This window comes from Variovorax sp. LjRoot130 (assembly GCF_964253755.1).
Lineage (GTDB): Bacteria > Pseudomonadota > Gammaproteobacteria > Burkholderiales > Burkholderiaceae_C > Variovorax.
This window is the reverse complement of record NZ_CAXURM020000002.1, coordinates 998,039-1,023,100: the sequence shown is the minus strand read 5'-3', so window position 1 is coordinate 1,023,100 and position 25,062 is coordinate 998,039. Positions and strand designations below refer to the sequence as shown.

Below are 25,062 nucleotides of genomic sequence, written 5' to 3'. Positions count from 1 at the left end.
CTCCATTGGCGAGCACAAGAAGATGGATGTGGGAAGGCAGGCGGTGCCGGCGATCACTTCTTTTCCGTTTCAGCTTACGCTCTATGCTCCGTGTTCATGAACGACCATCCCCGACGCTTCGTATTTCAGCAATCGCGGAGGTGGCTGACACGCTCAATTGGAGTTCATATGTCCTTCTGGAAATGGCTTTTGAGCATCGGCGGCCGTCAGGTCCGCAATGGTCGGCGCGGCTCGCTCCCGGTCCGCTACTTTGCCCGTAAGGGCAGCCGCAGCCGCTGGGGTTAGCCTGCGCGCGGCTACGCTGGCCGCGTGTTGTCGTATGCCACCCGGGCTCAAGGCTTCCGCCGTCGACGTGCAGAGGTGTCGCCCTTCGCTGACTTTCTGACCAAAGCCTCGGCCAACATCCGCCGCGTTTGCTCGTGCGAGGCTTTTTCATCGTCGATCCGGCCCTGGAGCGCTTCAACGCTCGCCGCGAGCGCTTCTGCCTGGGTCCGCGTCTGCGCCAGTTCGATGCCTTGGACGGCCAGCTGCTCGCGCAGTCCAGCCTCGGCTTGCCGCGCCGCTTCCCGGAACTGGTGCAGCTTCTCGAGCTCTCCCTCCAGCCGCTTGGCCGCCTCTTCCTCGCCTTTGGCTCGCCGCTGCTGCTCCCTGGCCAACTCGGATTCCAGCGCCTTGGCCGCTTGCCTGGCCCGATCCACCTCCGCCAGCATCCGCCGCTCCTGTACAGCGTGCCGCTCTTCGGCCTGGCGCAGGTCCTGATCGCGCGCGGCCATCGCCTCGGCGTGCTCCCGACGCATCCGTTCCTGGGATTCGCTCGCCTGAGAGAGCAGGGCGGTCAGCCGCTTGATGTCGTCGTCCAGGCCGATGCGCACCCGGTGCGCCTCGATCGCGTGCTCCTTGAGTTGCCGTTCCAGGGCTTCACGCGCCTGCTGAGAGGAGGCCAGCGCCGCATCCAGGCTCACCCGCGCCTGGGCGAAGGCATCCTCGCGCTGCGCGAGCGCTGCCTGAGCCTCGACCAGTGCGTTCCCACGTTCTTGGAGCTCCGAGCGCACCGATTCCAGACCGACGCGCTGAACCTCCTCGGCTTCACGGCGCGCCGTCTCCCACAGCAGCCGTGTGGCGTTGCGCACGCTCATCGGCATGCCGTCGGGGTCGTTGCCGGCCGGACGCCCCGAAGCTGCGCCTGGCGTCGACGCCACCAGCCGTTCGCCGAGCGACGCGAACCAGCGCTCGAGCATCGGGCTCACGGTGTTGGGCGAGCCGCGCCCGATCTTCTGCCGCACGCGCTCGATCGTGGGCCGCAGGCCTTCATGAAGCAGCAGGTCGGCCGCGCCCCAGACGTCGTCTTCCTGGATTCCGCGGGAGATTGTTTGTCGAATTTCAGCCATTTGACCCTCGTACTTTCCGTAAACAGCCGCCCTGCCCCTTCAAATATTTACCATCGATAAGAGAATGTTATCGGGACTTATTGATGTATGATGTAGCAAATCATACGTCGTATGTAAGATCAACGCCATGAAAACAGCCGAAACGCACCCGCTGGCCAACCTGCCCGAGCACCGCCTGGCGCTGGATCCGGCGCGCCTCGCGCAGACGACCGAGGACGCGGCGCGCGCGCTGCTGCGCGAAGGCGAATCGGCCAACACGCGGGCCTCCTACGCCTCGGCGATGCGCTACTGGTGCGCCTGGTACGCCGCGCGCTATGGCCAGGCGCTGCGCATGCCGGTTCCAGTGCCGGTCGCCATCCAGTTCATCGTCGACCACGCCGCGCGCAAGGCGGATGCGCAAGACCCCGACCGCGGGGCCGGCCTGTTGACGGGACTCAAAACGGGCTTGGTCAGCGAGCTGCCGCCCGACGTCGACCAGGCGCTCGTGGCCAACGGCTACAAGACGCGGCTCGGCGCGCCCGCGCTCAATACGCTGGTGCACCGCATCGCGGTGCTGTCCAAGGCGCACCAGCTGGCCCAGGCGCCGAACCCTTGCGCCGATCCGCTGGTGCGCGAGCTGCTGGCCCAGACGAGGCGCGCCTATGCCAAGCGCGGCGCTCGCCCGCGCAAGCAGCGCGCGCTCACCAAGGATCCGCTGCAGGCGGTGCTGGCCACCTGCGACGACACCCTGCGCGGAAAACGCGATCGCGCCCTCCTCCTGTTCGCATGGGCGAGCGGCGGACGACGGCGCTCCGAGGTCGCCTCGGCCACGCTCGAGAACCTTCAGCGTGTCGATGCTCGCTCCTACCTCTACACGCTCGCGCATTCCAAGACCAACCAGGCAGGCGCCGAGCGCCCGGAGGACGTGAAGCCTCTGGTGGGCAGCGCGGCGCAGGCCATGCAGGACTGGCTCGCCGTGCTGACGGACAAAGGGATCACGGAAGGCGCCCTCTTTCGCCGCATCCGCAAGGGCGGGCATCTCGGGGAGCCACTCGCGCCAGCGGCCGTGCGCGACATCGTGAAGGAGCGGTGCGCGATGGCGGGGGTGGAAGGAAGTTTTAGCGCGCACTCGCTGAGGGCCGGGTTCGTGACGGAGGCCGGCCGACAGAACATGTCGCTGCCCGAGACGATGGCCATGACGGGGCACCACAGCGTCGCGACCGTGATGGGCTACTTCAGGGCAGAGAGTGCGCTCGGGAGCAAAGTCAGCCGGATGCTCGACGAGGACTAGCTGCATCGAGCAAATTCGGGAGGGACGGCGATTGTGCGACGAGCCGACCGAGGTCGCAGACGCGTGCATGCAGATGCTGTAGTAGTATGTGTACATTCGAACATTACCTCGGGCCATGTCTACTACCATGACCGTTCGCCTCGACGACGAAGTCAAGGATCGCCTCGACCATCTGGCCGAAGCGACGCAGCGCAGCAAATCGTTCTTGGCCGCCGAAGCAATCCGTGCCTATGTTGAAAACAACGAGTGGCAGATCGGCGAAGTCCAGGAGGCGTTGAAGGAAGCTGACGCCGGCGATTTCGCCAGCGACAAGGAGGTCGCGGCGCTCGCAAGGAAATGGAAGGTGAATGCGGGTTAGGTGGCTGCGCAAGGCGTTGCACAACTTGGACGAAGAAGCCGCATACATCGCCACCGACGATTTGGCTGCCGCGCGGCTGGTCGTCGAGCGCATTCTCGAATCTGTGGCTCTGCTTGCTCATCAACCTGGCCTTGGCCGTCCTGGGCGCGTGGCTGGAACTCGCGAATTGATCGTGCCAAAGACGCGTTACATCGTCCCCTACCACGTGCGTGGAGACGTGGTCGAGATCCTGCGGGTGTTTCACACATCTCGTCGCCTGCCGCAGCGCTGGTAAGGTTGACTGCGCGTGCGCGACGAACGCGTCGATGTCGTGCCGCACCTGGCCGACCTTATCGGCCACTCGTCGTTCATGTGCCAGGTCTACGCGGCCTATTTGCAGCGCCGCCGCAACAGCGCCGCGACGCGCGATGCTCGATTTCCTCGAACAGTTGACGGCTGCTGCCGGCGGCCTGCCTCGGTAAACCCGCTCGGCGGCTTCAACGCCTGCAGCCGCGTTTGCCGGAGACCTTCGCGCTCACTTCTCGTGCACGTCATTCCTGAATCGCTAAGCCCTCCCCGCCTCCGGATCCGACGCATTCTCCTGCATCCACTCCACGAAGCTGGCCACTTCGTTGCGCTGCAGGTGACGAGGCGGACACACCAGGAAATGGGCCTGCACCTTCACACACCAGCGCGGATCGAAGACCTTCGCCAGGCGGCCCTGATGAAGATGGCCGGCGGCGATCGACGAACTGTCCAGGGCCACGCCGAGACCCTGCACCGCGGCGTCCAGCGCCATCGACGTCCGGTCGAAGCGGTAGGCGAACTGCCCCGCCGGAAACTCGATCTTGCGGCTGCGGAACCAGTCTCCCCACTGCACGACGTTGACCATCGACTGGATGAGCGGGACATGCAGCAAATCCTCGGGCGTTCGGAGTTGGTGCCGCTCGATGAAATCGGGGCTCGCCATCGGCTGGATGCTTTCCTCGAACACCGGCTCCACATGGAGATGCGGCCAGTTCGGAATGCCATAGCGGATGTCGATGTCGACCTGCCCGCTCGAGAAATCCGAATGCGTCACGGACGCCGACAGCGATAGCGCGATCCCCGGATGGGCTTGCGCGAAGTCCGCGAGCCTGGGCATCAGCCACAGGCTCGCGAAGCTTGGCGCGGCATGCACGTACAGCGCATTGCGCACTCCCTTGCGCACGTTGTCCGTCGCGGCGCTGATCGCATCCAGCGCGACCGAGACGCGCGCCATGTATTCGCGGCCCGTGTCCGTCAGCGTGATGCTGCGCACCGAGCGCTCGAAGAGCCGCACGTCCAGCAGCTGCTCGAGCTTGGCGATCTGGTGGCTCACGGCCGAGGGCGTGAGGTGCAGCTCAACGGCGGCCGCACTGAAGCTCAAGCGACGCGCCGCGGCCTCGAACGCAAGCAGGCAGCTCAAAGGGGGAAAGGACGACCTCATCGGGTTAACCCTGTATGACGGCAATTCACTCATCGCTGAAGAAGTGTCGTTTGTCTTCATGCGTGCGGATGTTCATAGTTACCCCCATTCCACTCACCCGCATCAAGGAGACAAACAGTGCTGCTCACCGATCGTGTCGCCCTCATCACCGGAGGCGCCGGCCTCAACGGCCTGGGATTCGCCACCGCGCGCCTGCTGGCGTCGCAAGGCGCCCGCGTCGTCATCACCGACCTGGAGGGTGCAGCGCCGGCGCAGGCCGCCGCCGCCCTGGGCGACGACCATCTGGGCCTGGTCGCCAACGTGGTCGTCAAGTCCGACGTCGACGCCGCCATTGCGCGCGTGCTTGAGCGCTTCGGGCGCATCGACATCCTCGTCAACAACGCCGGCATCACCCAGCCGCGCAAGACGGTGGACATCAGCGCCGCCGACTACGACGCCGTGCTCGACGTCAGCCTGCGCGGCACGCTGCTGTGCTCGCAGGCGGTGATCCCCGCCATGCAGCGCCAGCGCAGCGGCTCGATCATCTGCATCTCCTCGGTCTCGGCGCAGCGCGGCGGCGGCATCCTCGGCGGCCCGCACTACTCGGCCGCCAAGGCCGGCGTGCTCGGCCTGGCGCGCGCGATGGCGCGCGAGCTCGGCGCCGATGGCATCCGCGTCAACTCGATCACCCCCGGGCTGATCGGCACCGACATCAGCAAGGGCAAGCTGAGCGAGGAGCGCAAGGCGCAAATCGCCGGCGAGATCCCGCTGGGCCGCATCGGCGTGGCCGCCGACGTCGCGGGCGCCTGCCTGTTCCTCGCGAGCGAGCTGTCGAGCTACTGCACCGGCATCACGCTGGACGTGAACGGCGGCATGCTGATTCACTGATCCATCCCATCACGACAACCGGAGACAAACCATGAAGCGCAGGAACATCGCCGTCCTCGTCGGCGCACTGATCACCACCGGAAGCCTTGCCTTCGCACAGGCGCCCGTCAAGCTGACTCTCGGCCACGGCGCGGCGCCGGGCAATCCGCGGCACGAAGCGGCCGTGAAGTTCGCCGAGACCGTCAAGGCCAAGACCAACGGACGCATCGACATCCAGGTGGCGCACTCCGCCCAGCTCGGCGACGACGCCGCGATGATCACTGCGCTGCGCTCGGGCACGCTGGACATCTCCGCCAACAGCCAGGGCGCGATGGCCAACGTGGTCCCCGAGTACGCGGCACTGGGTCTGCCTTTCCTGTTCACCGATATTCAGAAGGCCTGGCAACTGCTCGACGGGCCGATCGGCGAGGAACTGGCCAAGCGCACTGCCGCCAAGGGCATGGTCGTGCTGGGCTACTGGGACAACGGCATCCGCCACGTCACCAACAACAAGCGGCCGATCAAGACACCGGCAGACATCAAGGGCCTGAAGATCCGCACCCCGCCCGACACGATGACCATGGACATCATGCAGGCGCTCGGCGCGGACGCACAGCAGATCAAGTTCTCGGAGTTGTACGTGGCGCTCCAGCAGGGCGTGGTCGACGGACAGGAGAACCCGCTGACCAACATCGCCTCGGCCAAGCTCTATGAGGTGCAGAAGTACCTCTCGCTGACCGGCCACAAGTACGAAGCCAACCCCTTCGTGATGAGCAAGCGCTCATGGGAGCGGCTGAGTACCGCCGACCAGAAGGTCTTCATGGAAGCGGCTGCCGAAGCGACGCAGATGCAGCGAAAGCTCTCCAAGGAAGCCGACGAGAAGCTCACCACCGAACTGAAGACCAAGGGCGTGCAGATCGACACCGTCGACCGCAAGGCCTTCGTTGAAGCGACGAAGTCCGTCTATACCAAATGGACCGCAGGCCCGGCCGGCGATTTCGTCAAGCGGGTCGTCCAACAAGCGCAGTAGCGCACCCCCAGGCAGGCTGTCACGCAGCGCTTCCACGCCCTGCGGTGGCGTCTGTCGTCCCGAGTCCGTGATGTCGCCCTGGCGCGCGTCCTTTTCCGAGGGTTTTGATATGTCCTTCCTTCATTCAATTGACCGGTGCATCGGCGCAGCGTGTCGCGGTGTGCTCTATGTCACGCTGACCGTCGTGTTCCTGATTCTGAGCATCAACGTGGGCCTGCGCTACGTCGCGGGCACCAGCCTCGCCTCGGCCTCCGAGCTGCCCGAGCTGATGTTCCCGTGGATGATCATGGCTGGCGTCGTGCTGGCGGCCCAGCACGGCTCGCACATCGCGGTCGTCATGTTCACGCAGAAGCTGCGCGCGACGCGCCGGTGGGTTCTGGCTGGCGGGTCCCTGACCGTCGCAGCGCTCTATGGATCGCTGGCGGTGGCGGCCTGGCCCCTGATGGAGATCGCTGCCGACGAACGCAGCCCCATGCTGCAGGTTCCCGGCTCGGTCAGCGTCGGGGCGCTGATGCTGGGCTTTGCGCTGCTGAGCGTGGTGACCTTGTGCAAGGTGCCCGCACTGTGGAGCAGCGCCGGCGCCCAGGAGCCTGACGCCGAAGCCCTTGCTCATGGAGCATAGCCATGACCGCACTCATCATTGGACTCTTCATCGTCACTGCGTTGCTGTCGATTCCGATCGCGCACGCGCTGGTCCTTGCCTCCGTCGGCGGGCTTCTCATCATCGACAAGGTGCCCGTGCACCTGGCGGTCGAGCAGATGATCGCCCAGACCCAGAGCTTTCCGCTGATCGCCATTCCCTTCTTCATGATGACGGGCGCGCTGATGGTCAGCGGCCGGCTCGGCCAGAGCCTGGTCAGCCTGCTGTCGATGATGATCGGGCGCGTCCACGGCGGCCCGGCCCAGGTCGGCGTGTTGTCGTCGACCATCTTCGGCGGCGTCTCGGGCTCGGCCGTCGCCGACGCCTCGGCGATCGGCTCGATGCTGATCCCCTGGCTCAAGAAGCTGGGCTATCCGGCACCCTTCGCGGCCGGCACGCTGGCTGCGGCAGCGACCATCGACATCCTCATTCCGCCGTCCATCCCGATGATCGTCTATGCGCTGGTCTCGGGTGCATCGATCGGGGCGCTGTTCGTAGCGGGCATCCTGCCCGGGCTGCTGATGTGCGCGGGCTTCATGGCGGTGTGCTACGTGCAGGGCCGCCGCCGCAACTTCCCGCGCGACACGACGCCCTTCCAGTGGCCGGCGTTCTGGCGCCTGCTCGCCCACGCGGCGCCCGCGCTGGCAATGCCGGTCCTGATCATCGTTTTCCTGCGCTTCGGCATCGCGACGCCGACGGAGGTGAGCGTGATGTCCACGCTGTACGCCCTGGTCGTCTCGGGCCTGGTCTATCGGGATCTTACGCTGGCCAAGATCAAGACCGCTGCGATCGAAGCGGGAATCTCCACCGGCGTGGTGCTGCTGATCATCATGGCCTCGAGCGTCGTGGGCTGGATCGTGACCTACGAGCAGCTGCCGGCCGAGTTCACCCGCTTTGCGAAGGAGACGCTGCAGTCGCCCTGGCTGATCATCCTGGCGATGAACCTGATCATGCTGGCCACCGGCATGTTCATCGACCTGCCCGCGGCCGTGCTGCTGCTCACGCCGATGTTCGTTCCGCTGGCCGCCGCAGTCGGCATGGACACGGTGCAGCTGGGAATCATGATGATCGTCAACCTGTCGATCGGCCTCTACCACCCGCCCATCGGGACCACGCTGTTCATCACCAGCACCATCGCGAAAGTGCGCATCGGCGACGTGGTGAAGGAGCTGATCCCCTTCTATGCCGTCGCGATCGCCCTGCTGCTCGGCTTCGCCTATCTGCCCTGGCTCACGATTCGCTGAACCCGCTCTCGCTCCACTCTCATCTCAAAGGACCATTCATGTCTGATCCATCGACTCTTTCCGAGCGTGCCTACCGCATTCGGCGCTATGCGCTGCGGATGGGTGAAGTGCAGGGGCAAGGCTATATCGGCCAGGCCCTGGGCTATGCCGACGTGCTGGCCGTGGCCTATGGCCACGCCATGAAGTACCGCCCGGAAGACCCGCAATGGGAATCGCGCGACCGCTTCCTGCTCTCGCACGGCCACTACGCCATCGCCTTCTACGCGGCGTTGATCGACGCGGGGATCATCCCCGAGGACGAACTCGAGACCTATGGCAGCGACGACAGTCGCCTTCCCATGTCGGGCATGGCGACCTACACGCCTGGCATGGAGATGTCCGGCGGATCGCTCGGCCAAGGGCTGCCGATCGCGGTCGGAATGGCGCTCGGCCTGCGCCAGAAGCGCAACCCCGCCTTCGTCTACAACTCGATGTCGGACGGGGAGCTGGACGAAGGCTCGACCTGGGAAGGGGCGATGGCGGCTGCGCACCACCAGCTGTCGAACCTCATCTGCCTGGTCGACATCAACAACCAGCAGGCCGACGGCCCCTCGGGCAAGGTGCTGGGCTTCGAGCCGCTGGCCGACAAGTGGGCCGCCTTCGGCTGGCATGTGCAGCGGGTCGACGGCAACGACCTGCCCGCGGTGGTCGCCGCCTTCGACACCGCGCGCACGCTGGCCGACGCCAGGCCGCGCGTCATCCTCGTCGACACGCTGATGGGCAAGGGTGTGCCCTTCCTCGAGCAGCGCGAGAAGAATCATTTCATTCGCGTCGATCCGCCGGAATGGCAGCAGGCGATCGACCACCTGGACCAGACGCAACGCGAAGGAGCCCTGTGATGAACACCACGACCGACAAGAAGCCGCGCCTCACCACCTCGGCCATGATCGCCTCCATCGCCGGCGAGGGCCAGCGCGTCAAGGCGGCCCCCTTCGGCAAGGCCTTGGTGGAGCTGGCGCGCGAGCGCCCGGAGATCGTTGGCATGACGGCAGACCTCGCCAAGTACACCGACCTGCACCTGTTTGCGCAGGCGTATCCGGAACGCTTCTTCCAGATGGGCATGGCCGAGCAGTTGCTGATGGGGGCCGCCGGCGGCCTGGCCAAGGAAGGCTTCGTTCCCTTTGCGACGACCTATGCCGTGTTCGGCACGCGCCGCGCGTATGACTTCGTGCACCAGGTGATTGCCGAGGAGAACCTCAACGTCAAGATGTGCTGCGCGCTGCCGGGCCTCACCACCGGCTATGGGCCCAGTCACCAGGCGACGGAGGACTTGGCGATGATGCGAGGCATTCCGGGCCTGACCATCATCGACCCCTGCGATGCGCTGGACATCGAGCAGGCCGTGCCGCAGATCGCGGCCCATCCCGGGCCGGTGTACATGCGCCTGCTGCGCGGCAACGTGCCGCTCGTTCTCGACGAATACGACTACAGGTTCGAGCTCGGCAAGGCCAAGCTGCTGCGCGACGGCAAGGATGTGCTGGTCATCGCCAGCGGGTTCATGACGATGCGTGCGCTTGAAGTTGCCGAGCAGCTGCGTGCCGACAACGTGGATGTGGCGGTGCTCCATGTGCCCACGATCAAGCCCCTGGACGAGGCGACGATCCTGTCCGAGGTCCGGCGGCTCGATCGCGTGGTGGTCGCCGCGGAGAACCATTCGGTCATCGGCGGCCTCGGCGAGGCGCTGGCGAGCCTGCTGCTTCGCTCCGGCGTCGCGCCGACGTTCCGGCAGGTCGCCTTGCCCGACGCGTTCCTGGATGCCGGCGCCCTGCCCACCCTGCACGACCGCTATGGCATCTCGGCGGCGGCCATGGTCGATCGCATCCGGGGCTGGATGTAGCGACGGAACGCGGGCTGCGCACATCAGCAGCAAGAAGCCCGCGAGTTGGCAAGCCGGCCCCACCCAGCGCAACGCGCCGATGCCGATCGCATCGATCGCCAGGCCGCCAAGCTCGGAGCCGGAAGCGATGCCGAGGTAGGTGGCCGAGGCATTGAACGAGAGCGTCATCGGCGCCTGCGCGGACGCCAAGCGGATCAGCCGCATCGACTGCGCCGGGCCGAAACCCCAGCCGGCAAAAGCCCAGAGCGCGGCCAGCAGGACGGGCGAGACCGAGCGCACCGAGCGCCGCGAGCACGGTCACCAGCAGCTGGTCCACGCGCCAGCCGCCCCAGCTCGCAGTCCACGCGCCAAGCGGCACGCCGAGCGCGACTGCGACGCTGCCACCGCCGGTCGCACCGCCAGGGCGCGGCCTCGCAGGCTCGGCGCACTCAGCGAGGCCGCAACCGCGCTCGGCACGAAAAAGAGAGCCCCGTGCGTTCGATCAGATCGCTCGCGCCGCCCCTCAGGGTCCAACAACTGTCACAACGAGAACGAATATTGTCATCCTGATGTCGAGCTGACTGCCTTGTGCGCGTGAATCTCGATCACTTCCGACAAAGTGCGCTCACATCGGGGAGACGAGATCGAATCGCAACTCCGGCACGCAGCGTGCGTATCGGTGTTGCTCACGGTTCGGACAATTCGTCGTTCATGCCGGGGCATCAGCACGAAAACAACCTCCTGAGAAAAATGAAGCAAACAAACCTGAAACTGCACCGTTCGCGCGCTGCGGGTGCTCTGTTGACATCGCTCTTGCTGGTGGCATGCGGCGGCGGCGAGTCGGGCTCGCCATCGGTGGCCCAGGCACCGGCACCGGCACCGGCGCCTGCATCTACGCCTGCACCGGCATCTGCATCTGCATCTGCATCTGCGCCGGCAGCGGCACCGGCCACGACCAGCGATAGCGGCGGCTTCGCCGGCCAGGTCACTGGCGGCGGCAACGTCGCGGCGGTGACGGTCTCGACCGCGGCGCAGATGCAGGCCGCCATTAACGCCTACACCGGCAACGGCGGGCTCGTGATCCGCTACAACGGAACGTTCGACTTCGCCAGCATCACCGACGCCTGCACGCAGTGGAAGTTGCCCGCTGGCGCCATCGTCGAGATCAAGGACAAGAGCAACGTCACCATCGAGGGCGTCGATGGCTCATCGGCCAACTTCGGGCTGGCCATCAAGGCGGACGCCACGAACATCGTCATCCGCAACATGACAATCGGCCTGCTGCCAGGTTCGATCGATGCGATCGGCATCGAGGGCCAGGGGGGCAAGTTCCCGGGCTACATCTGGATCGACCACAACACGCTGTTCAGCAGCCTGAAGGAGTGCTCGGGCGCGGGCGACCTGGAGTTCGACGGCCTGCTCGACAACAAGGCCGGCGCCCACCACCTCACCTACTCCTACAACTACATCCACGATCACCACAAAGTCGGCCTCATCGGCTCGAGCGACAGCGATTCCAGCGATCGCTTCATCACCTTCCACCACAACGTCTACGAGAACCTCGGCTCGCGCCTACCGCTGCAGCGCGGCGGCTACACCCACCTCTACAACAACCTGTACAGCGGCGTGATCACGACGGGCGCCAACATCCGCATGGGCGGCTTCTCGCTGATCGAAGGCAACTACTTCGAGAATTCGCAGAACCCCGTGACCTCACGCGACAGCTCGGCCATCGGCTACTGGGAGCTGCGCAACAACAACATCAGGACCCCGGCCGACTTCAGCGGCTTCGGTATCACGTGGGTGGCCAGCGGGTCCTCGCCGTCGCGCGACGCCACCGACTGGATAACGACTGGCGCCTTCCCGGTTGGCATTCCCTACGTGTACACGGCGCAGGATCCCGCCTGCGTGAAGCAGAAGCTGCCCGCGGTGGCTGGCGCGGGCAGGGCGCTCGCCAGTCTCACCTGCAACTGACGGCTCTGGTGCAAATCGCGCCTCCAGTGCGGAACGTCAGTGGACTTGCCTTTCGCTTCTCTGGACTTTGCCTTGGGTCGTCGACTCCCGCTGACGCTCGTTTTCGACCCCCCGCTGATGAAGCCTCATGCGAGCGACGCCCAGCTGAGATCCCAGCTGGGCAGGGCAGAATCGGCCAACCGCCGGATTCGGCTGCGGATTCAACCGGTCGATGCAACGATCTGGCTGAACATCTCAGCCGGTGTTTGGAAGTCAAGAGTCTTCCTGGGACGCTCGTTCAACCTCCGCGCCAACGCATTGAGTTTGGCCTGTGAGTAGGTCGAGACATCGATGCCCTTAGGGGGGTACTGCCTCAGCAGGCCGTTCGTATTCTCATTCGTTCCACGTTGCCACGGGTTCTGAGGGTCGCAGAAATAGACCTTGATGTCGGTTGCCAGTGTGAACTGCTGGTGGCCCGCCATTTCTTTGCCTCGAGCGCCCCGAGGATGTGAAACCCCTGGTGGGCAGCGCGGCGCAGGCCATGCAGGAGTGGCTCGCCGCCAGCGGCATCCAGGAAGGCGCCCTCTTCCGCCGCATTCGCAAGGGCGGGCATCTCGGGGAGCCACTCGCGCCAGCGGCCGTGCGCGACATCGTGAAGGAGCGATGCGCGATGGCGGGGGTGGAGGGGAAGTTCTCTGCGCACTCGCTCAGGGCCGGCTTCGTGACGGAAGCCGGCCGGCAGAACATGTCGCTGCCCGAGACGATGGCCATGACTGGTCATCACAGCGTTGCGACCGTGATGGGGTACTTCCGCGCCGAAAGCTCGCTGAACAGCAAGGCCGGCAGGATGCTCGATGAGGAGTGAGCCGTCGCCGGCGTCCTACCCGGGGTAAACGTACTTCTTGTGTAAATCAGTGCGCTTTTCAATTTCTTGCGGCATAGCAAGATAGCTTCGCGACCGCTGCTACGCTGCCAGTCGTGTGAACTGCGCTCTCGATAGCAACCGTTTGAAGTCGCCGTCGAACGTGGCCAAATGCTCGCCTTGGTGGATGACCGCAGCAGCCAGCCAGGCGTCAGGTATGTCGTTGGCAGAAAGTGCCTTGTCAGCGCACAGCTTGCCGAGCACGGTCCACTCGGTGCCCAGTGTGGGTTGCTCCACACCCGGTGCGGCCAACAGCACATCCACGAAGCGCAAGGCTTCGATGATCGGCGTCGGGTTGACGAATATCTTCGGATGCGTCACAAGCCGCAGGAAGCTTGCGATCACCATGGGTTGCAGCTTCAGCGGCTTCCCTTGGGTTGCGCCGGCTATGGCTTCTTCCAGCCAGCTGCGGGCCACTGTATGGTGCGGATGATCGCTACGCGATGCAGCGACCAGCACGTTAACGTCAGGCGTCACGGTCGGCGGCGTCCAACATTGCCTTGTTGCTCAATCCGTCGAGCCCTGAGGCCAGGCCGCCCTTGCCTCGGTAGACGGGAAGGCGCACGAATTTCTTTTGAGGCGGGCGTGAGCGCAGGCGCAGTTGGAGCCCTTCTTCAATCAGGCGCGTCAGACTCGTTCGCTGCTGCACCGCCAGCGCCTTGGCTTCGGTCAGCAATGTGTCGTTGAGGTTGAGCGTGGTCTTCATGGGCTGCCGAGTCTGGGGACGCGGGTACAGATTTCTGTATTGTAGTGCCGCCCCTGGACGATGCCAAGGTACTTGCCCAAACGGGCCATGAGCAAGGTTGATTGTGCTAAATCAACTCGGCGAATCGATCGAGCTGCACCGACTCTGCCGATCGACCCAGGAAACCACGCTCCATCACGAACCGGATGGCCGCTCCCTGGACGACGACCACGGCAGCACCGGGCGAGCAGACAAACAGGAAGAGCTTGCCTGTGATGCCGATCTTCATCGATGGTGCATCCGCCGGCTACAAGATCCTGTCGCTTCCGAGTGCGTAGCCGCCAAGGAAAACCTGCACCGCGCGGCGGGTGGCCTCGCGCAAATCCTTCCTTGACGGGGGCCCTTCGATGCCGAGCAGGAGCGGCATGGTGACCTCCGAGTCCAGCAACGCAGTCAGGTGGCGCGCCGCTACAAGCGGATTGGCTTTGCGCAAGCGTCCTTCCTGCATCTGCTGCTCCAAAAACCCTGCCAGCTCGAGCAGGCCTTTCTTGGGCCCGCCTTCGAAGAATTGCCGTCCAATGTCGCTTCGCCCGGACTCCGCGATCACCGCCCTCATCGCCTCGATGATTTCCTGCGAGGACACCACGGCCATGATCTTTTCGCCATAGCGCTGCAACACGCGCTCCAGGTCGTCGCTGTCCTTCCCGAGGGCCGCGAAGATCGGGTCGAAGTGCGTCCCGGCAGCTCCGAGGATGACCGCGACGAAGAGCTCTTCCTTGGAGCCGAAGTACCCGTACAGCGTCGCCTTCGAACCCCCCGCCCGCGCGGCGATCTCCGACATGGAGGCGCCTTCGAATCCCATTTCCCCGAAGACTTCCGACGCCGCCTGGACGATCGCATCGCGCTTGGCTTCCGTCTTGACCCGCATCTCGTTGCCTCCTTATATCCGAACCAATGTGTTCATTATTGATTGACATCCGCAGGAAGTCAATCTACATTTCCGTACCGTACGGTTCGTTTAATAAGACGAATCCATCCCTCGTCATCCAGGAGATTCGCCATGCGTCCACCCCTCACCTTCGGCCTGACCTTCGCGGCCGCCCTCGCGTCCGCCTGCCTGCTCGCCGCGTGCGGCAAGCCGCCCGGCGGTCCGCCGCCGGCAGAAGGCACGCCCGTCGTCGGCGTGGTCACGGTGCAGCCGCAGCGCGTGGCCATCACCGCCGAGCTGCCCGGGCGCACCACGCCCTTCCTCATCGCCGACGTCCGCCCGCAGGTCGGCGGCATCGTGAAGACACGCAAGTTCCGCGAAGGCAGCGACGTGAAGGCCGGCGAGACGCTCTACCAGATCGATCCCGCCACCTACAAGGCCACCTACGACAGCAATGTCGCCGCGCTCGCCAAGGCGCAGGCCAGCCTGAAGACCACGCGGCTGAAGGCCGAGCGCTACAAGGAGCTGGTGGCCATCCAGGCGGTGAGCCAGCAGGACTACGACGATGCCGCCGCTTCGCTGCAGCAGGGCGAGGCCGACGTCGCCGCGGCGAAGGCCAATGTCGAGACGAGCCGCATCAACCTCGCCTACGCGCGCATCGACGCGCCGATCTCGGGGCGCATCGGCAAATCGACGGTGACGCCCGGCGCACTGGTCACGGCCAGCCAGGCGACCGCACTGGCCACCATCCAGCAGCTCGATCCGATCTACGTCGACGTGACGCAACCCAGCGCCGCGGTGCTCCAGCTCAAGCAGGCCATGGCGCGCGGCGATCTCCAGAAGAGCGGCGCCAATGCGGCCCGGGTGCGCCTGCTGCTGGAAGACGGCAGCGCCTATCCGCTCGAAGGCAAGCTCGAGTTCTCGGATGTCACTGTGGACCAGACGACCGGCGCCATCACGCTGCGCGCGGTGTTCCCCAACCCGAACGCCGACCTGCTGCCCGGCATGTACGTGCGCGCCGTGCTGCAGGAGGGCGTGAAGGAGCAGGCGCTCCTGGTGCCACAGCAGGCCGTGTCGCGCGACAGCACCGGCAAGCCGACGGCCTTCGTCGTGGATGCCCAGCAAAAGCTGCAGCGGCGCATGCTCGAGACGGAACGCGCCATCGGCGACCAATGGCTGGTGCGCCGCGGCCTGCAGGCGGGCGACCAGCTCGTGGTGGACGGCCAGCAGCGCGCAGCGCCGGGCGTCGAGGTGAAGACGGTGCAATGGAGCCCGAGCGTCAAGCCGGTTGCCGAAACGGCCAAGGCCGCCCTCCCCGCTTCCGGCAACACGGCGAACTGATCGCGAGAGACTGTCATGGCACGCTTCTTCATCGACCGCCCCATCTTCGCCTGGGTCCTGGCCATCATAGTGATGCTGGCAGGAGCTCTCTCCATCTTCACGCTGCCGATCGCGCAGTACCCGAGCATCGCGCCGCCCGCCGTCGCGATCACCGCCAACTACCCGGGCGCTTCCGCCAAGACGCTGGAGGACACCGTCACCCAGGTCATCGAGCAGAAGATGAAGGGGCTGGACCGGCTGAGCTACATGGCCTCGACCAGCGAGTCGTCGGGCTCGGTCACCATCACGCTCACCTTCGAGAACGGCACCAACCCCGACACCGCGCAGGTGCAGGTGCAGAACAAGCTTTCGCTGGCCACGCCGCTGCTGCCGCAAGAGGTGCAGCAGCAGGGCGTCACCGTGACGAAGTCGGCCACCAACTTCCTGAACGTGCTGGCCTTCACTTCGGAAGACGGCAGCATGAACGGCTCCGACCTGTCGGACTATGTGGCCGCGAACGTGCAGGAGGCGATCAGCCGCGTCGAGGGCGTGGGCGACACCACCCTCTTCGGCTCCCAATACGCCATGCGCGTGTGGCTCGACCCGAACAAGCTCGCCAACTTCAGCCTGACGCCGCTGGACGTGAAGACCGCCATCCAGGCGCAGAACGCGCAGGTCTCGGCCGGCCAGCTCGGCGGCCTGCCTGCCGCGGGCAGCCAGCAGCTCAACGCAACGATCACCTCGCAGACGCGCCTGAAGACCGCGCAGGAGTTCGAGGACATCCTGCTGCGCACGCAGACCAACGGCGCCCAGGTCCGCCTGCGCGACGTCGCCCGCATCGAGCTCGGCAGCGAGTCCTACAACACGGTCGCGCGCTACAACGGCAAGCCGGCCGCTGGCCTGGCGATCAAGCTGGCCACGGGGGCCAACGCGCTCGACACGGTCAAGGGCATCGACGCCCGCGTGGCCGAGCTCGAGAAGTTCTTCCCGCAGGGCATGAAGGTCCAGAAGCCCTACGACACCACGCCCTTCGTGCGGATCTCGATCGAGGAGGTCGTCAAGACGCTGATCGAGGCGGTCGTGCTGGTGTTCCTGGTGATGTATCTCTTCCTGCAGAACTTCCGCGCCACGCTGATCCCGACCATCGCGGTGCCGGTGGTGCTGCTCGGCACCTTCGGCGTGCTCGCGGCCTTCGGCTTCACCATCAACACGCTGACCATGTTCGCCATGGTGCTGGCGATCGGCCTGCTGGTGGACGATGCCATCGTGGTGGTCGAGAACGTCGAGCGGGTGATGACGGAAGAAGGCCTCTCGCCCAGGGAGGCGACACGCAAGTCGATGGGCCAGATCACCGGCGCGCTGGTCGGCGTCGCTCTGGTGCTGGCCGCCGTGTTCGTGCCGATGGCCTTCTTCAGCGGCTCGACCGGCGTGATCTATCGGCAGTTCTCCATCACCATCGTCTCGGCCATGACGCTGTCGGTGCTCGTGGCGATGGTGCTCACGCCAGCCTTGTGCGCGACGCTGCTCAAGCCCGTTGCCAAGGGACATGCGATGGCGACCACCGGCTTCTTCGGCTGGTTCAACCGCACTTTCGACCGCGGCAGCCATCGCTACCAGGGTGTGGTGCGCCACATGCTGGGCAAGGGATGGCGCTACATGGTCGTCTATGCGGTGCTGCTGGCCGTGGTGGTCTTCGGCTTCATGAAGCTGCCCGTCGGCTTCCTGCCCGATGAGGATCAGGGCAGCATGTTCGTGCTGGTCCAGCTGCCGCCCGGCGCCACCAGCGCACGCACCGATCAAGTGATCCGCCAGGTCGAGCATCACCTGCTGGAAGACCAGAAGGAGGCTGTGGCCGGCGTGTTCGCGGTGGCAGGATTCAGCTTCGCGGGCAGCGGGCAGAACACCGGCTTCGCCTTCGTCAAGCTCAAGCCCTGGGACGAGCGCAAGGGCGAGACGCTCGCCGTGACGGGCGTGGCCGCGAAGGCCGGCGCCTTCTTCGCGACGATCCGCGACGCGAAGGTGTTTGCCTTTGCACCGCCGGCCGTGTCGGAACTCGGCAACGCGACCGGCTTCGACCTGATGCTGCAGGACCGTGCCAATCTCGGCCACGAGGCCCTGATGCAGGCGCGCAACCAGCTGCTCGGCGAACTGTCGAAGGACAAGCGGCTGGTGGCCGTGCGGCCCAACGGCCAGGAGGACACGCCCGAGTTCAGGCTCGAGATCGATCCGCACAAGGCCCAGGCGCAGGGCCTTTCGATGGCCGACATCAACGACACCTTCTCAGCCGCCTGGGGCAGCAGCTACGTCAACGACTTCATCGACAAGGGCCGGGTGAAGAAGGTGATGCTGCAGGCCGATGCGCAGTACCGCATGCTGCCGGAGGACATCGACCGCTGGTATGTGCGCAACAGCACCGGCGCCATGGTGCCCTTCACCTCCTTTGCCAAGGCGAGTTGGAGCTCCGGCTCGCCGCGGCTGGAGCGCTATAACGGCGTGCCCTCGGTGGAAATCCTGGGCATGGCGATGCCAGGCAGCGCCTCCAGCGGGGAGGCGCTGGCCATCGTCGAGCAGGGGGTGGCGAAGCTGCCCGCAGGCATCGGCTACGAATGGACCGGTCTGTCGCGCCAGGAGAAGGCATCGAGCGGCCAGACCGGCCTGCTCTACGCGCTATCGATCCTGATCGTGTTCCTCTGCCTCGCGGCCTTGTACGAGAGCTGGGCGATTCCGTTCTCCGTCATTCTCGTGGTGCCGCTCGGCGTGCTGGGCGCGCTGGTCGGCGCGATCCTGACGTGGAAGATGAACGACGTGTACTTTCAGGTCGGCCTGCTCACGACCATCGGCCTGGCGTCGAAGAACGCCATCCTGATCGTCGAGTTCGCCAAAGATCTGCATGAACGCGGCAGTAGCCTGGTGGAATCGGCACTGGAAGCCGCCCGCCTGCGGCTGCGCCCGATCCTGATGACGTCGCTGGCCTTCATCCTGGGCGTGCTGCCCCTGGTGCTGGGCAGCGGCGCGGGCGCTGGAGCGCAGCATGCGCTGGGCACCGCGGTGATCGGAGGAATGCTATCAGGCACGGTGCTCGCCATTTTCTTCGTACCCCTTTTCTTCGTGCTGGTGCGCGGCCTCTTCAAGGGGCAGTCCGCCGCGCCGGCATCGCATGCACAACCGGCCGTGGCCGCTTCCTGAGGTGTCTGCCATGAATCCATTCCGCTTTGCTCCGCTCGCGCTCGCCGCCCTGATGGCCGGCTGCAGCCTGATGCCCGCGTACCAGCAACCCGCAGCGCCCGTCCCCGGCAAATTTGCAGGCGACGCCGGCGCCGCCGCCACCACGCCGGTGGCCGACCTTGGCTGGCGCGATGTCTTCAATGACCCGTCGCTGCAGCGCGTGATCGAGATGAGCCTCGCCAACAATCGCGACCTGCGCGTCGCGGTGCTGAACATCGAGAAGGCCCGCGCCCAGTACCGGGTGCAGGATGCGGCGCTCTTCCCAACCGTCAGTGCCAGCGCCGGCGGCAGCGGCAGCCGCACGCCGGCCGACCTGTCGTCCACGGGCGAGGCCCTCACGGCGCACCAGTACAGCGCCACGCTCGGCTTCAGCGCCTACGAGATCGACCTCTTCGGCCGCGTCCGAAGCCTGAGCGCACAGGCGCAGGAGCAATTCCTCTCCACCGCCGAGGCGCGTCGCAGCACCCAGATCAGCCTGGTGGCGGAAGTCGCGACCAGCTACCTCACGCTTGCCGCCGACCTGGACCAGCTGAAGCTCGCGCGCGACACCTTGCGCAGCCAGAGCGACTCCTATCGCCTCAACCAGCGCAGCTTTGAACTGGGCGCGGCCTCCGCACTCACGCTGAGCCAGGCGCAGACCAGCGTCGACACCGCCCGCGTCGATGTCGAGCGCTACAGCGCCCAGGTGGCGCGAGACCGCAATGCGCTGACGCTGCTCGTGGGCGCCGAAGTGCCGGACGAACTGCTGCCGCAAGCCCTGCCCGACGGCGCCGCGGCGGCCGCGAGCCCGCTGGCCAACATACCGCCCGGGCTGCCCTCCGAGTTGCTGCAGCGCCGGCCCGACATCCTGCAGGCCGAGCGAGATCTCAAGGCCGCCAATGCCTACATCGGCGCGGCGCGCGCGGCCTTCTATCCGCGCATCAGCCTCACGGCATCGGCGGGCACGTCCAGCAGCGAGCTCTCGGGCCTCTTCAAGGGCGGCTCGGGCAGCTGGAGCTTCGCGCCGCAGATCACGCTGCCGATCTTCGACGGCGGCGCCAACCGCGCAAATCTCCAGATCGCCACCGTCAGCCGCGACATCTCGGTGGCGCAGTATGAGAAGGCGATCCAGACAGCCTTCCGCGAGGTCTCGGATGCGTTGGCACAACGCAGCACGCTCGGCCGCCAGCTCGAGGCGCAACAGTCGCTGGTGAACGCCACGGCTGAGAGCTACAGGCTGTCGGACGCGCGCTTCCGGCGTGGTGTCGACAGCTACCTGAGCGTGCTGGATTCGCAGCGCTCGCTCTACACGGCACAGCAGAACCTCATCACCACGCGCCTTTCGCGCCTGACCAATCTTGTGACCTTCTACAAGACACTCGGTGGCGGCTGGGTGGAGAGCACCGGCACGCCAGTCGCAAACATGACCCACGACGCCCGGACCTGACGATTGCTAGCCCGTGGCAGCCCAGCTCTTGGGCACCCTGGTCATTTTTTTTAGTCCGAAGTTCCCCGAAGCGGCGGACGAGATTCCCTTGTGACTCAAGCACTTGCTTGAGTTGGCGAGGAAGTTTTCTGTCTACGGTTTGATGTTTTGCACGAGCGCGAGGGCGCGCAGGTGCAGCGGCTGCGCGTTGGTGAGGAGCTCGAAGGTGGGCGCCTCGGGGCCGGCCTGAGGGGTTCGGCAGGTATTGCGCGCGATGGTGGCGAGCTCGGCCATCAGGGTGGAGAAGCTGTGCACGGGGGTGCCGTCGTCCAAGGCGTGGCGCGCCGCCTTGGCCAGCGCCGCCTTGGAGCGCGTAGCCGGTGCCACGGGGTCACGCGTGGCCTTGGCGAGCTGCTCGGTGTCGGCGAACATCAACTCGCGCCAGGCCTCGCGCATGTGCCACTCGACGTAGTAGGCCAGCATGCACAGGAAGATGTGCGCGCGCACCCGATCGGCGGTGCGATGGTGGATCGGACGCACCTTCAGGTCGATGGTCTTGAGCGAGCGGAACGCGCGCTCGACGTTGGCCAGCGACTTGTAGTGGCGCACGCAGTCGGGCGCATCCATCTGTGCGGCGCTCACCGAGGTGCGGATGATGTAGAGGCCGTCCAGCGCCGCCTCGGCGGCGATGGCGTCTGTCTTGCGCGCGAAGGTGAAGGCGTTCTCGCCGATGGCCAGCTCGAAGTGCTTGGCCATCTTGTACTGGTTGATGACCTTGCCCACGCGCAAGCCGATCTCATCCTTGCCGGCGAGCTTGAGCGCGTCCACGCGGGCCTTGATCTTCTGGAGGTTGGCCTCGGTGGCCGCCAGTAACTCCTCGCGCTTGTGCGTGCGCAGCTTGGCGAGTTCCGGATTGCGGCATGCCACCAGGCGCTCGCCCGGATAGTCCGGCGAGCTCAGTTCGAGCAGGTTGCGCTCGTCGAACAAGCCCAGTTGCAGATGGCCCTGCTCGACCAGCGCGCGGATCGAGACGCTCTTCAGCGCGCTGATCCAGCCCACGCCTTCGGTCTCGCGCAGCTCCTGGATCGCCTTGTTGGAGATCATGCCGCGGTCGCCCACCATCACGAGTTGTTCGACGCCGAAGTCTTCGCGCAGCCGCTGGACCTCGGGCAGCAAGGTCTGGCTGTCGGCGACGTTGCCCTCGTGCACCGACACCGCCAGCGGGCAGCCGCGCGCATCGGTGAGCAAGCCGTAGTTGACCTGCAGCAGGCCCTTCTTGCCGTCGCGGCTGTAGCCGAGCTTGGCCAGCGGACAGCAGCTGCCCTCGAAGTAGCTGGAGGACTGGTCGTACAGCACCAGGCCACCGGGGCTCAGATGGCGCGAGGCGAGCTTCTTCTGGATGCGATCCTGGCGCTCGAGCAGCCAGTCCATCGCCGCATACAGGTCGTCCTCGTCGGCGTCGGCGACGCCGAAGTCCTCGGCCAGTGTCGTGGTGTGCCACCAGCGCGTGGTGGCGAGCTTCGTGTGCGGGGCGACGATGCGCGCGGCCACCATCGCCAGCACCAGGTCGCGCTCGCGGCAGGGCCTGGAGGCGAGCAGCGAGGCCATCTCCAGGCTGGCCATCGTGGCGCCTGCCGCCTGCACATGGCCGTGGGGACGCGAGCGCGTGATCTGGAACGCGGAAGCCACGGGCACGAAGGTCTCGCCCTGCAGCGAGCGCCGGATGATCTCGATGAGCTCATCGGGCAGGTGCGAGAGATTGCCCAGGGTCTCGTTCTTGACCTTGCCGTCCTCGCGGTAGCTGCGGCGCAGCAGATGGGTGCGATAGACCTGGTCCTTGTAGGTGCGCGTCGTAGTGACGACGTGAGCGGTACCTGTGCGGGCTGCCATGGGCAGAAATCTAGCCCAAGCACCATCAGTTGTCAAGTATATTTAGTGACTACATGTAGCATCCAAAAAAATCCTCCCAGAAGGAGGATTCATCAGCAGCGACAAGCACTTGTCGCCGTTGGAGTGACTACAGAGGTGGGGAACTTCGGTTTAGTCGGCAGACTCCGCTTTGGGTGATCAGATTTCGGTCGGCGCCCACAAGTCAGTGCTTCAGAACGACCTTGCCCGGACTGCCGGCGGCGACGGTCGCCTGGGCCGCACCGATATGCTCCAGCCGGAACGTCTTGGCGATGGGAATGATCAACACGCCGCGCGAAGCGGCGCTGGCCACCGCCGCCAGCGTGCCCGCGTCGGCGCGGTGGTAGAGCTCATGAATGCGCACGCGGTTGCCGGTGTTGGCCCCCTCGGGCACCGGAACGATGCTGGCGACCTCGCCACCGTCGCGCACGTGCCGTATGAGATTGAGCGCCACCGGGGCCGCAGCGCTGATCGCGTAGTCGAAGGTGGCGCCCGCCGGCGGCGCGGTGATGTCGAGCGCTTCGCCGGCCAGTTGGCGCGCCTCTTCTATCCGATCGGGTCGAACGCCGGCCACCGGCTTCGCACCGATTTCCTGCAGATACTGGATCGCGGCGCGACCGACCGCCCCGAGACCACCCGCAATCAGCACACGGGCACCCGCGCCCACACCAAGCGCATCGACCGACTGGCGCCCCGTCAGACCGGCTTTCGGCAACGTAGCGCCTTGCTCGAAGCTGAGATGGACCGGAAGCTTGGCGACGGCCGTGGCAGGCACCACCCCATACTCCGCATGGGCGCCCCTGCCATTGAGCGCGAAGTCGGCGATCACCCGATCGCCGATTGAGAACCCGCTCACGCCACTCCCAACGCCCGCCACGACACCGGCAGCGTCGCCGCCCAGCACCGCCGGCAGCTCCAACGGGATGAACTGGGCCATGTCGCCCTTGCGGACCATCAGGTCGAAAGGGTTGACCGCGGAAGCTTCGATCTTGATCAGAATCTCGCCGGCTGCCGGCTCGGGAATGGGGATGTCATCGATTGCGAATTGATCGATGTCGCCGTACGAATGAAGACGGGCAGCTTTCATGGATCGGCACCTCGGCAGTTGGTGGTTGATGTGAGATAGGGTTCAGTATCCGGCCGGCCGGATCACTTCAACTGAAGGCGGGTACGAGACCGTCCCAACACAAGTACTTCAGTTCCAGGAATTCTTCGATGCCATGGTGTGAACCCTCGCGACCCAGTCCACTCTGCTTCACCCCTCCGAAGGGTGCCACTTCGTTGGAAATCAGGCCGCAGTTGATCCCGATCATCCCGGACTCGATGGCCGCCGACGCGCGCCAGATGCGTGCGGCGTCGCGGCTGTACAGATAGGCGGCAAGTCCGAATTCAGTCGCATTGGCGATTGCGAACGCTTCCTCGTCCTGCTCGAAACGAAAGAGCGGCGCGAGCGGTCCGAAGGTTTCTTCCCGCGCCAGGGCCATGTTAGACGTAGCGCCAGCAACGACCGTCGGCTCGAAGAAGCGACCGCCGAGCGCATGGCGGCGCCCGCCGTGCAGCACCGTCGCTCCCTGCTCGATGGCGTCTGCAATGTGTTCCTCCACCTTCCGGACAGCGGCATCGTCGATCAAAGGACCGAGCTGCACGTCAGCTTCCAGGCCATTGCCCACCCGCAAATTCCGAACACGCTCGACCAGCTTGGCGGAGAACGCCTCGTACACGCCAGCCTGAACGAGCACCCGGTTGGCGCTGATGCACGCCTGGCCGGTGTTGCGGAACTTCGCCGCGACCACGCCATCCGCGGCAGCGTCCAGGTCCGCATCATCGAAGATGATGAAGGGTGCATTGCCCCCCAGCTCCATCGAGCATTTCTTGATGGTTCCGGCCGCTTGCGCCAGCAATACGCGGCCGACTTCGGTCGAACCGGTGAAGGTGATCTTGCGCACGAGAGGATGCGATGTGAGCTGGTGCCCGATGTCGCGCGTGTCGTTTCCGGTGAGGACATTGAACACCCCCGCCGGGACGCCGGCGCGCCGTCCCAGTTCGGCTAGCGCCAGGGCGGTGAGCGGCGTCTGACTCGCGGGCTTGACCACCATGCTGCAGCCGGCGGCCAGCGCCGGGCCCGCCTTGCGCGTGATCATCGCCGCGGGAAAATTCCAGGGAGTGATGGCAGCGCAGACCCCGATCGGCTCCTTCAGCACCACGATGCGCTGGGTGTCCTTCGGCGCCGGGATCACATCCCCGCGGACGCGCTTTGCTTCCTCGGAGAACCATTGCAGGAACGACGCCGCGTACTGGATCTCGGTTTTCGCCTCGGCCAGCGGCTTTCCTTCCTCCAGCGTGATCAGGGTCGCCAGGTCGTCGCCGTGAAGCATCATCAGGTCATACCAGCGGCGCAGGATCTCGGATCGATGCTTGGCCGTTGTCCGTCGCCACGCAAGGAACGCGCGGTGCGCAACTTCGATGGCGTGTGCCGTCTCGTCCTGCCTGAAGCGAGGCAGGTCCGCGAGCGGCTCGTCGGTGGCAGGGTTGCGCAGGGTGTACTTGCCATGCGGTGTGTCAGCGATCCACTCGCCTCCAACAAATGCGGCGTTGCGCAACAGTTCGGGGTCTTTCAGCAGGTTGTTCATGGTGTGTC

General features: G+C 65.7%; 22 protein-coding genes and 2 pseudogenes. 14 read left to right on the top strand and 10 right to left on the bottom strand.

Annotated elements, in window-relative coordinates; all coding sequences use genetic code 11:
* Positions 1-332: 332 nt before the first annotated feature.
* The gene (locus ACSQ86_RS34715) at positions 333-1,388 is read right to left on the bottom strand and encodes a DNA-binding protein (RefSeq protein WP_436310713.1); all 1,056 of its coding nucleotides are present in this window, start codon (positions 1,386-1,388) and stop codon (positions 333-335) included.
* A gap of 127 nt (positions 1,389-1,515) precedes the next feature.
* Between ACSQ86_RS34715 and ACSQ86_RS34710 the strand changes: the two genes are divergently transcribed.
* From ACSQ86_RS34710 to ACSQ86_RS34700, 3 genes are all read left to right on the top strand, one after another.
* Complete coding sequence (locus ACSQ86_RS34710; protein WP_436310712.1) at positions 1,516-2,658, top strand: site-specific integrase; 1,143 nt, start codon at positions 1,516-1,518, stop codon at positions 2,656-2,658.
* A gap of 127 nt (positions 2,659-2,785) precedes the next feature.
* Entirely contained in the window at positions 2,786-3,016 is a 231-nt protein-coding gene (locus ACSQ86_RS34705) for a CopG family ribbon-helix-helix protein (RefSeq protein WP_436306696.1), read from the top strand.
* Positions 3,017-3,041: 25 nt separating this feature from the next.
* Positions 3,042-3,290, top strand: a complete 249-nt coding sequence (locus ACSQ86_RS34700; RefSeq protein ID WP_436310711.1) for a type II toxin-antitoxin system RelE/ParE family toxin — start codon at positions 3,042-3,044, stop codon at positions 3,288-3,290.
* A 270-nt stretch (positions 3,291-3,560) separates the two neighbouring features.
* Here ACSQ86_RS34700 and gcvA read toward each other — a convergent pair whose 3' ends face one another.
* Positions 3,561-4,463: a transcriptional regulator GcvA gene (gcvA, locus tag ACSQ86_RS34695; RefSeq protein WP_436310710.1), complete on the bottom strand. Its 903-nt coding sequence runs from the start codon at positions 4,461-4,463 to the stop codon at positions 3,561-3,563.
* 117 nt (positions 4,464-4,580) lie between these two features.
* On the opposite strand from gcvA, the gene ACSQ86_RS34690 reads away from it, so the two are divergent.
* The 7 genes from ACSQ86_RS34690 to ACSQ86_RS34660 all read left to right on the top strand — a co-directional run bounded on the left by ACSQ86_RS34690 (position 4,581) and on the right by ACSQ86_RS34660 (position 12,052).
* On the top strand, positions 4,581-5,330 hold the full coding sequence (locus ACSQ86_RS34690) for an SDR family NAD(P)-dependent oxidoreductase (RefSeq protein WP_436306699.1): 750 nt from the start codon (positions 4,581-4,583) through the stop codon (positions 5,328-5,330).
* Between the two features lie 31 nt (positions 5,331-5,361).
* Positions 5,362-6,339, top strand: coding sequence for a TRAP transporter substrate-binding protein (locus tag ACSQ86_RS34685; protein ID WP_436306700.1), 978 nt, complete (start codon positions 5,362-5,364; stop codon positions 6,337-6,339).
* Positions 6,340-6,448: 109 nt separating this feature from the next.
* Positions 6,449-6,961, top strand: a complete 513-nt coding sequence (locus ACSQ86_RS34680; protein WP_436306701.1) for a TRAP transporter small permease — start codon at positions 6,449-6,451, stop codon at positions 6,959-6,961.
* A 2-nt stretch (positions 6,962-6,963) separates the two neighbouring features.
* A complete protein-coding gene (locus ACSQ86_RS34675) occupies positions 6,964-8,223 on the top strand; it encodes a TRAP transporter large permease (RefSeq protein WP_436306702.1) in 1,260 nt (419 codons plus the stop codon).
* Positions 8,224-8,261: 38 nt separating this feature from the next.
* Complete coding sequence (locus tag ACSQ86_RS34670; protein WP_436310709.1) at positions 8,262-9,101, top strand: transketolase; 840 nt, start codon at positions 8,262-8,264, stop codon at positions 9,099-9,101.
* Positions 9,101-10,099 carry a transketolase family protein gene (locus ACSQ86_RS34665; protein WP_436306704.1) on the top strand — a complete coding sequence of 333 codons (999 nt, stop codon included), beginning with the start codon at positions 9,101-9,103 and terminating at the stop codon, positions 10,097-10,099. The genes ACSQ86_RS34670 and ACSQ86_RS34665 overlap by 1 nt, the downstream gene beginning before the upstream one ends.
* Before the next feature lie 729 nt (positions 10,100-10,828).
* On the top strand, positions 10,829-12,052 hold the full coding sequence (locus tag ACSQ86_RS34660) for a pectate lyase family protein (protein WP_436310708.1): 1,224 nt from the start codon (positions 10,829-10,831) through the stop codon (positions 12,050-12,052).
* A gap of 200 nt (positions 12,053-12,252) precedes the next feature.
* Here the strand turns inward: ACSQ86_RS34660 and ACSQ86_RS34655 are convergent.
* Positions 12,253-12,525, bottom strand: a pseudogene (locus tag ACSQ86_RS34655) (IS30 family transposase); the annotation flags it as partial.
* Between ACSQ86_RS34655 and ACSQ86_RS34650 the strand changes: the two are divergent.
* A pseudogene (locus tag ACSQ86_RS34650) lies at positions 12,525-12,896 on the top strand (tyrosine-type recombinase/integrase); the annotation flags it as partial. The pseudogenes ACSQ86_RS34655 and ACSQ86_RS34650 overlap by 1 nt on opposite strands.
* Before the next feature lie 99 nt (positions 12,897-12,995).
* Here the strand turns inward: ACSQ86_RS34650 and ACSQ86_RS34645 are convergent.
* The 4 genes from ACSQ86_RS34645 to ACSQ86_RS34630 all read right to left on the bottom strand — a co-directional run bounded on the left by ACSQ86_RS34645 (position 12,996) and on the right by ACSQ86_RS34630 (position 14,566).
* Positions 12,996-13,430, bottom strand: coding sequence for a TA system VapC family ribonuclease toxin (locus ACSQ86_RS34645; RefSeq protein WP_436310707.1), 435 nt, complete (start codon positions 13,428-13,430; stop codon positions 12,996-12,998).
* Complete coding sequence (locus tag ACSQ86_RS34640; RefSeq protein ID WP_436306707.1) at positions 13,420-13,659, bottom strand: DUF6364 family protein; 240 nt, start codon at positions 13,657-13,659, stop codon at positions 13,420-13,422. The genes ACSQ86_RS34645 and ACSQ86_RS34640 overlap by 11 nt, the downstream gene beginning before the upstream one ends.
* 106 nt (positions 13,660-13,765) lie before the next feature.
* Positions 13,766-13,927: a hypothetical protein gene (locus tag ACSQ86_RS34635; RefSeq protein ID WP_436310706.1), complete on the bottom strand. Its 162-nt coding sequence runs from the start codon at positions 13,925-13,927 to the stop codon at positions 13,766-13,768.
* Positions 13,928-13,945: 18 nt separating this feature from the next.
* Entirely contained in the window at positions 13,946-14,566 is a 621-nt protein-coding gene (locus tag ACSQ86_RS34630) for a TetR/AcrR family transcriptional regulator (protein WP_436310705.1), read from the bottom strand.
* A gap of 132 nt (positions 14,567-14,698) precedes the next feature.
* Here ACSQ86_RS34630 and ACSQ86_RS34625 point away from each other — a divergent pair, with 132 nt between their 5' ends.
* Genes ACSQ86_RS34625 through adeC form a run of 3 tightly spaced genes read left to right on the top strand, consistent with a single transcriptional unit; the run spans position 14,699 to position 20,537 of the window.
* The gene (locus ACSQ86_RS34625) at positions 14,699-15,907 is read left to right on the top strand and encodes an efflux RND transporter periplasmic adaptor subunit (RefSeq protein ID WP_436310704.1); all 1,209 of its coding nucleotides are present in this window, start codon (positions 14,699-14,701) and stop codon (positions 15,905-15,907) included.
* Between the two features lie 15 nt (positions 15,908-15,922).
* On the top strand, positions 15,923-19,072 hold the full coding sequence (locus tag ACSQ86_RS34620; protein ID WP_436310703.1) for an efflux RND transporter permease subunit: 3,150 nt from the start codon (positions 15,923-15,925) through the stop codon (positions 19,070-19,072).
* A gap of 10 nt (positions 19,073-19,082) precedes the next feature.
* A complete protein-coding gene (adeC, locus tag ACSQ86_RS34615) occupies positions 19,083-20,537 on the top strand; it encodes an AdeC/AdeK/OprM family multidrug efflux complex outer membrane factor (protein WP_436310702.1) in 1,455 nt (484 codons plus the stop codon).
* Between the two features lie 132 nt (positions 20,538-20,669).
* Here adeC and ACSQ86_RS34610 read toward each other — a convergent pair whose 3' ends face one another.
* The 3 genes from ACSQ86_RS34610 to ACSQ86_RS34600 all read right to left on the bottom strand — a co-directional run bounded on the left by ACSQ86_RS34610 (position 20,670) and on the right by ACSQ86_RS34600 (position 25,054).
* Entirely contained in the window at positions 20,670-22,406 is a 1,737-nt protein-coding gene (locus tag ACSQ86_RS34610; RefSeq protein ID WP_436310516.1) for an IS1634 family transposase, read from the bottom strand.
* Positions 22,407-22,608: 202 nt separating this feature from the next.
* Entirely contained in the window at positions 22,609-23,511 is a 903-nt protein-coding gene (locus ACSQ86_RS34605) for an NADP-dependent oxidoreductase (protein ID WP_436297331.1), read from the bottom strand.
* Positions 23,512-23,578: 67 nt separating this feature from the next.
* Complete coding sequence (locus tag ACSQ86_RS34600) at positions 23,579-25,054, bottom strand: NAD-dependent succinate-semialdehyde dehydrogenase (protein ID WP_436297330.1); 1,476 nt, start codon at positions 25,052-25,054, stop codon at positions 23,579-23,581.
* Positions 25,055-25,062: the final 8 nt, after the last annotated feature.

What these genes read in the sequence shown, in the direction of transcription:
- ACSQ86_RS34715 (WP_436310713.1), bottom strand. Translation starts at nt 1,388, where the DNA reads ATGGCTGAAATTCGACAAACAATCTCCCGCGGAATCCAGGAAGACGAC.
- ACSQ86_RS34710 (WP_436310712.1), top strand. Translation starts at nt 1,516, where the DNA reads ATGAAAACAGCCGAAACGCACCCGCTGGCCAACCTGCCCGAGCACCGC.
- ACSQ86_RS34705 (WP_436306696.1), top strand. Translation starts at nt 2,786, where the DNA reads ATGACCGTTCGCCTCGACGACGAAGTCAAGGATCGCCTCGACCATCTG.
- gcvA (WP_436310710.1), bottom strand. Translation starts at nt 4,463, where the DNA reads ATGAGGTCGTCCTTTCCCCCTTTGAGCTGCCTGCTTGCGTTCGAGGCC.
- ACSQ86_RS34685 (WP_436306700.1), top strand. Translation starts at nt 5,362, where the DNA reads ATGAAGCGCAGGAACATCGCCGTCCTCGTCGGCGCACTGATCACCACC.
- ACSQ86_RS34680 (WP_436306701.1), top strand. Translation starts at nt 6,449, where the DNA reads ATGTCCTTCCTTCATTCAATTGACCGGTGCATCGGCGCAGCGTGTCGC.
- ACSQ86_RS34675 (WP_436306702.1), top strand. Translation starts at nt 6,964, where the DNA reads ATGACCGCACTCATCATTGGACTCTTCATCGTCACTGCGTTGCTGTCG.
- ACSQ86_RS34670 (WP_436310709.1), top strand. Translation starts at nt 8,262, where the DNA reads ATGTCTGATCCATCGACTCTTTCCGAGCGTGCCTACCGCATTCGGCGC.
- ACSQ86_RS34665 (WP_436306704.1), top strand. Translation starts at nt 9,101, where the DNA reads ATGAACACCACGACCGACAAGAAGCCGCGCCTCACCACCTCGGCCATG.
- ACSQ86_RS34660 (WP_436310708.1), top strand. Translation starts at nt 10,829, where the DNA reads ATGAAGCAAACAAACCTGAAACTGCACCGTTCGCGCGCTGCGGGTGCT.
- ACSQ86_RS34640 (WP_436306707.1), bottom strand. Translation starts at nt 13,659, where the DNA reads ATGAAGACCACGCTCAACCTCAACGACACATTGCTGACCGAAGCCAAG.
- ACSQ86_RS34635 (WP_436310706.1), bottom strand. Translation starts at nt 13,927, where the DNA reads ATGAAGATCGGCATCACAGGCAAGCTCTTCCTGTTTGTCTGCTCGCCC.
- ACSQ86_RS34630 (WP_436310705.1), bottom strand. Translation starts at nt 14,566, where the DNA reads ATGCGGGTCAAGACGGAAGCCAAGCGCGATGCGATCGTCCAGGCGGCG.
- ACSQ86_RS34625 (WP_436310704.1), top strand. Translation starts at nt 14,699, where the DNA reads ATGCGTCCACCCCTCACCTTCGGCCTGACCTTCGCGGCCGCCCTCGCG.
- ACSQ86_RS34620 (WP_436310703.1), top strand. Translation starts at nt 15,923, where the DNA reads ATGGCACGCTTCTTCATCGACCGCCCCATCTTCGCCTGGGTCCTGGCC.
- adeC (WP_436310702.1), top strand. Translation starts at nt 19,083, where the DNA reads ATGAATCCATTCCGCTTTGCTCCGCTCGCGCTCGCCGCCCTGATGGCC.
- ACSQ86_RS34610 (WP_436310516.1), bottom strand. Translation starts at nt 22,406, where the DNA reads ATGGCAGCCCGCACAGGTACCGCTCACGTCGTCACTACGACGCGCACC.
- ACSQ86_RS34605 (WP_436297331.1), bottom strand. Translation starts at nt 23,511, where the DNA reads ATGAAAGCTGCCCGTCTTCATTCGTACGGCGACATCGATCAATTCGCA.
- ACSQ86_RS34600 (WP_436297330.1), bottom strand. Translation starts at nt 25,054, where the DNA reads ATGAACAACCTGCTGAAAGACCCCGAACTGTTGCGCAACGCCGCATTT.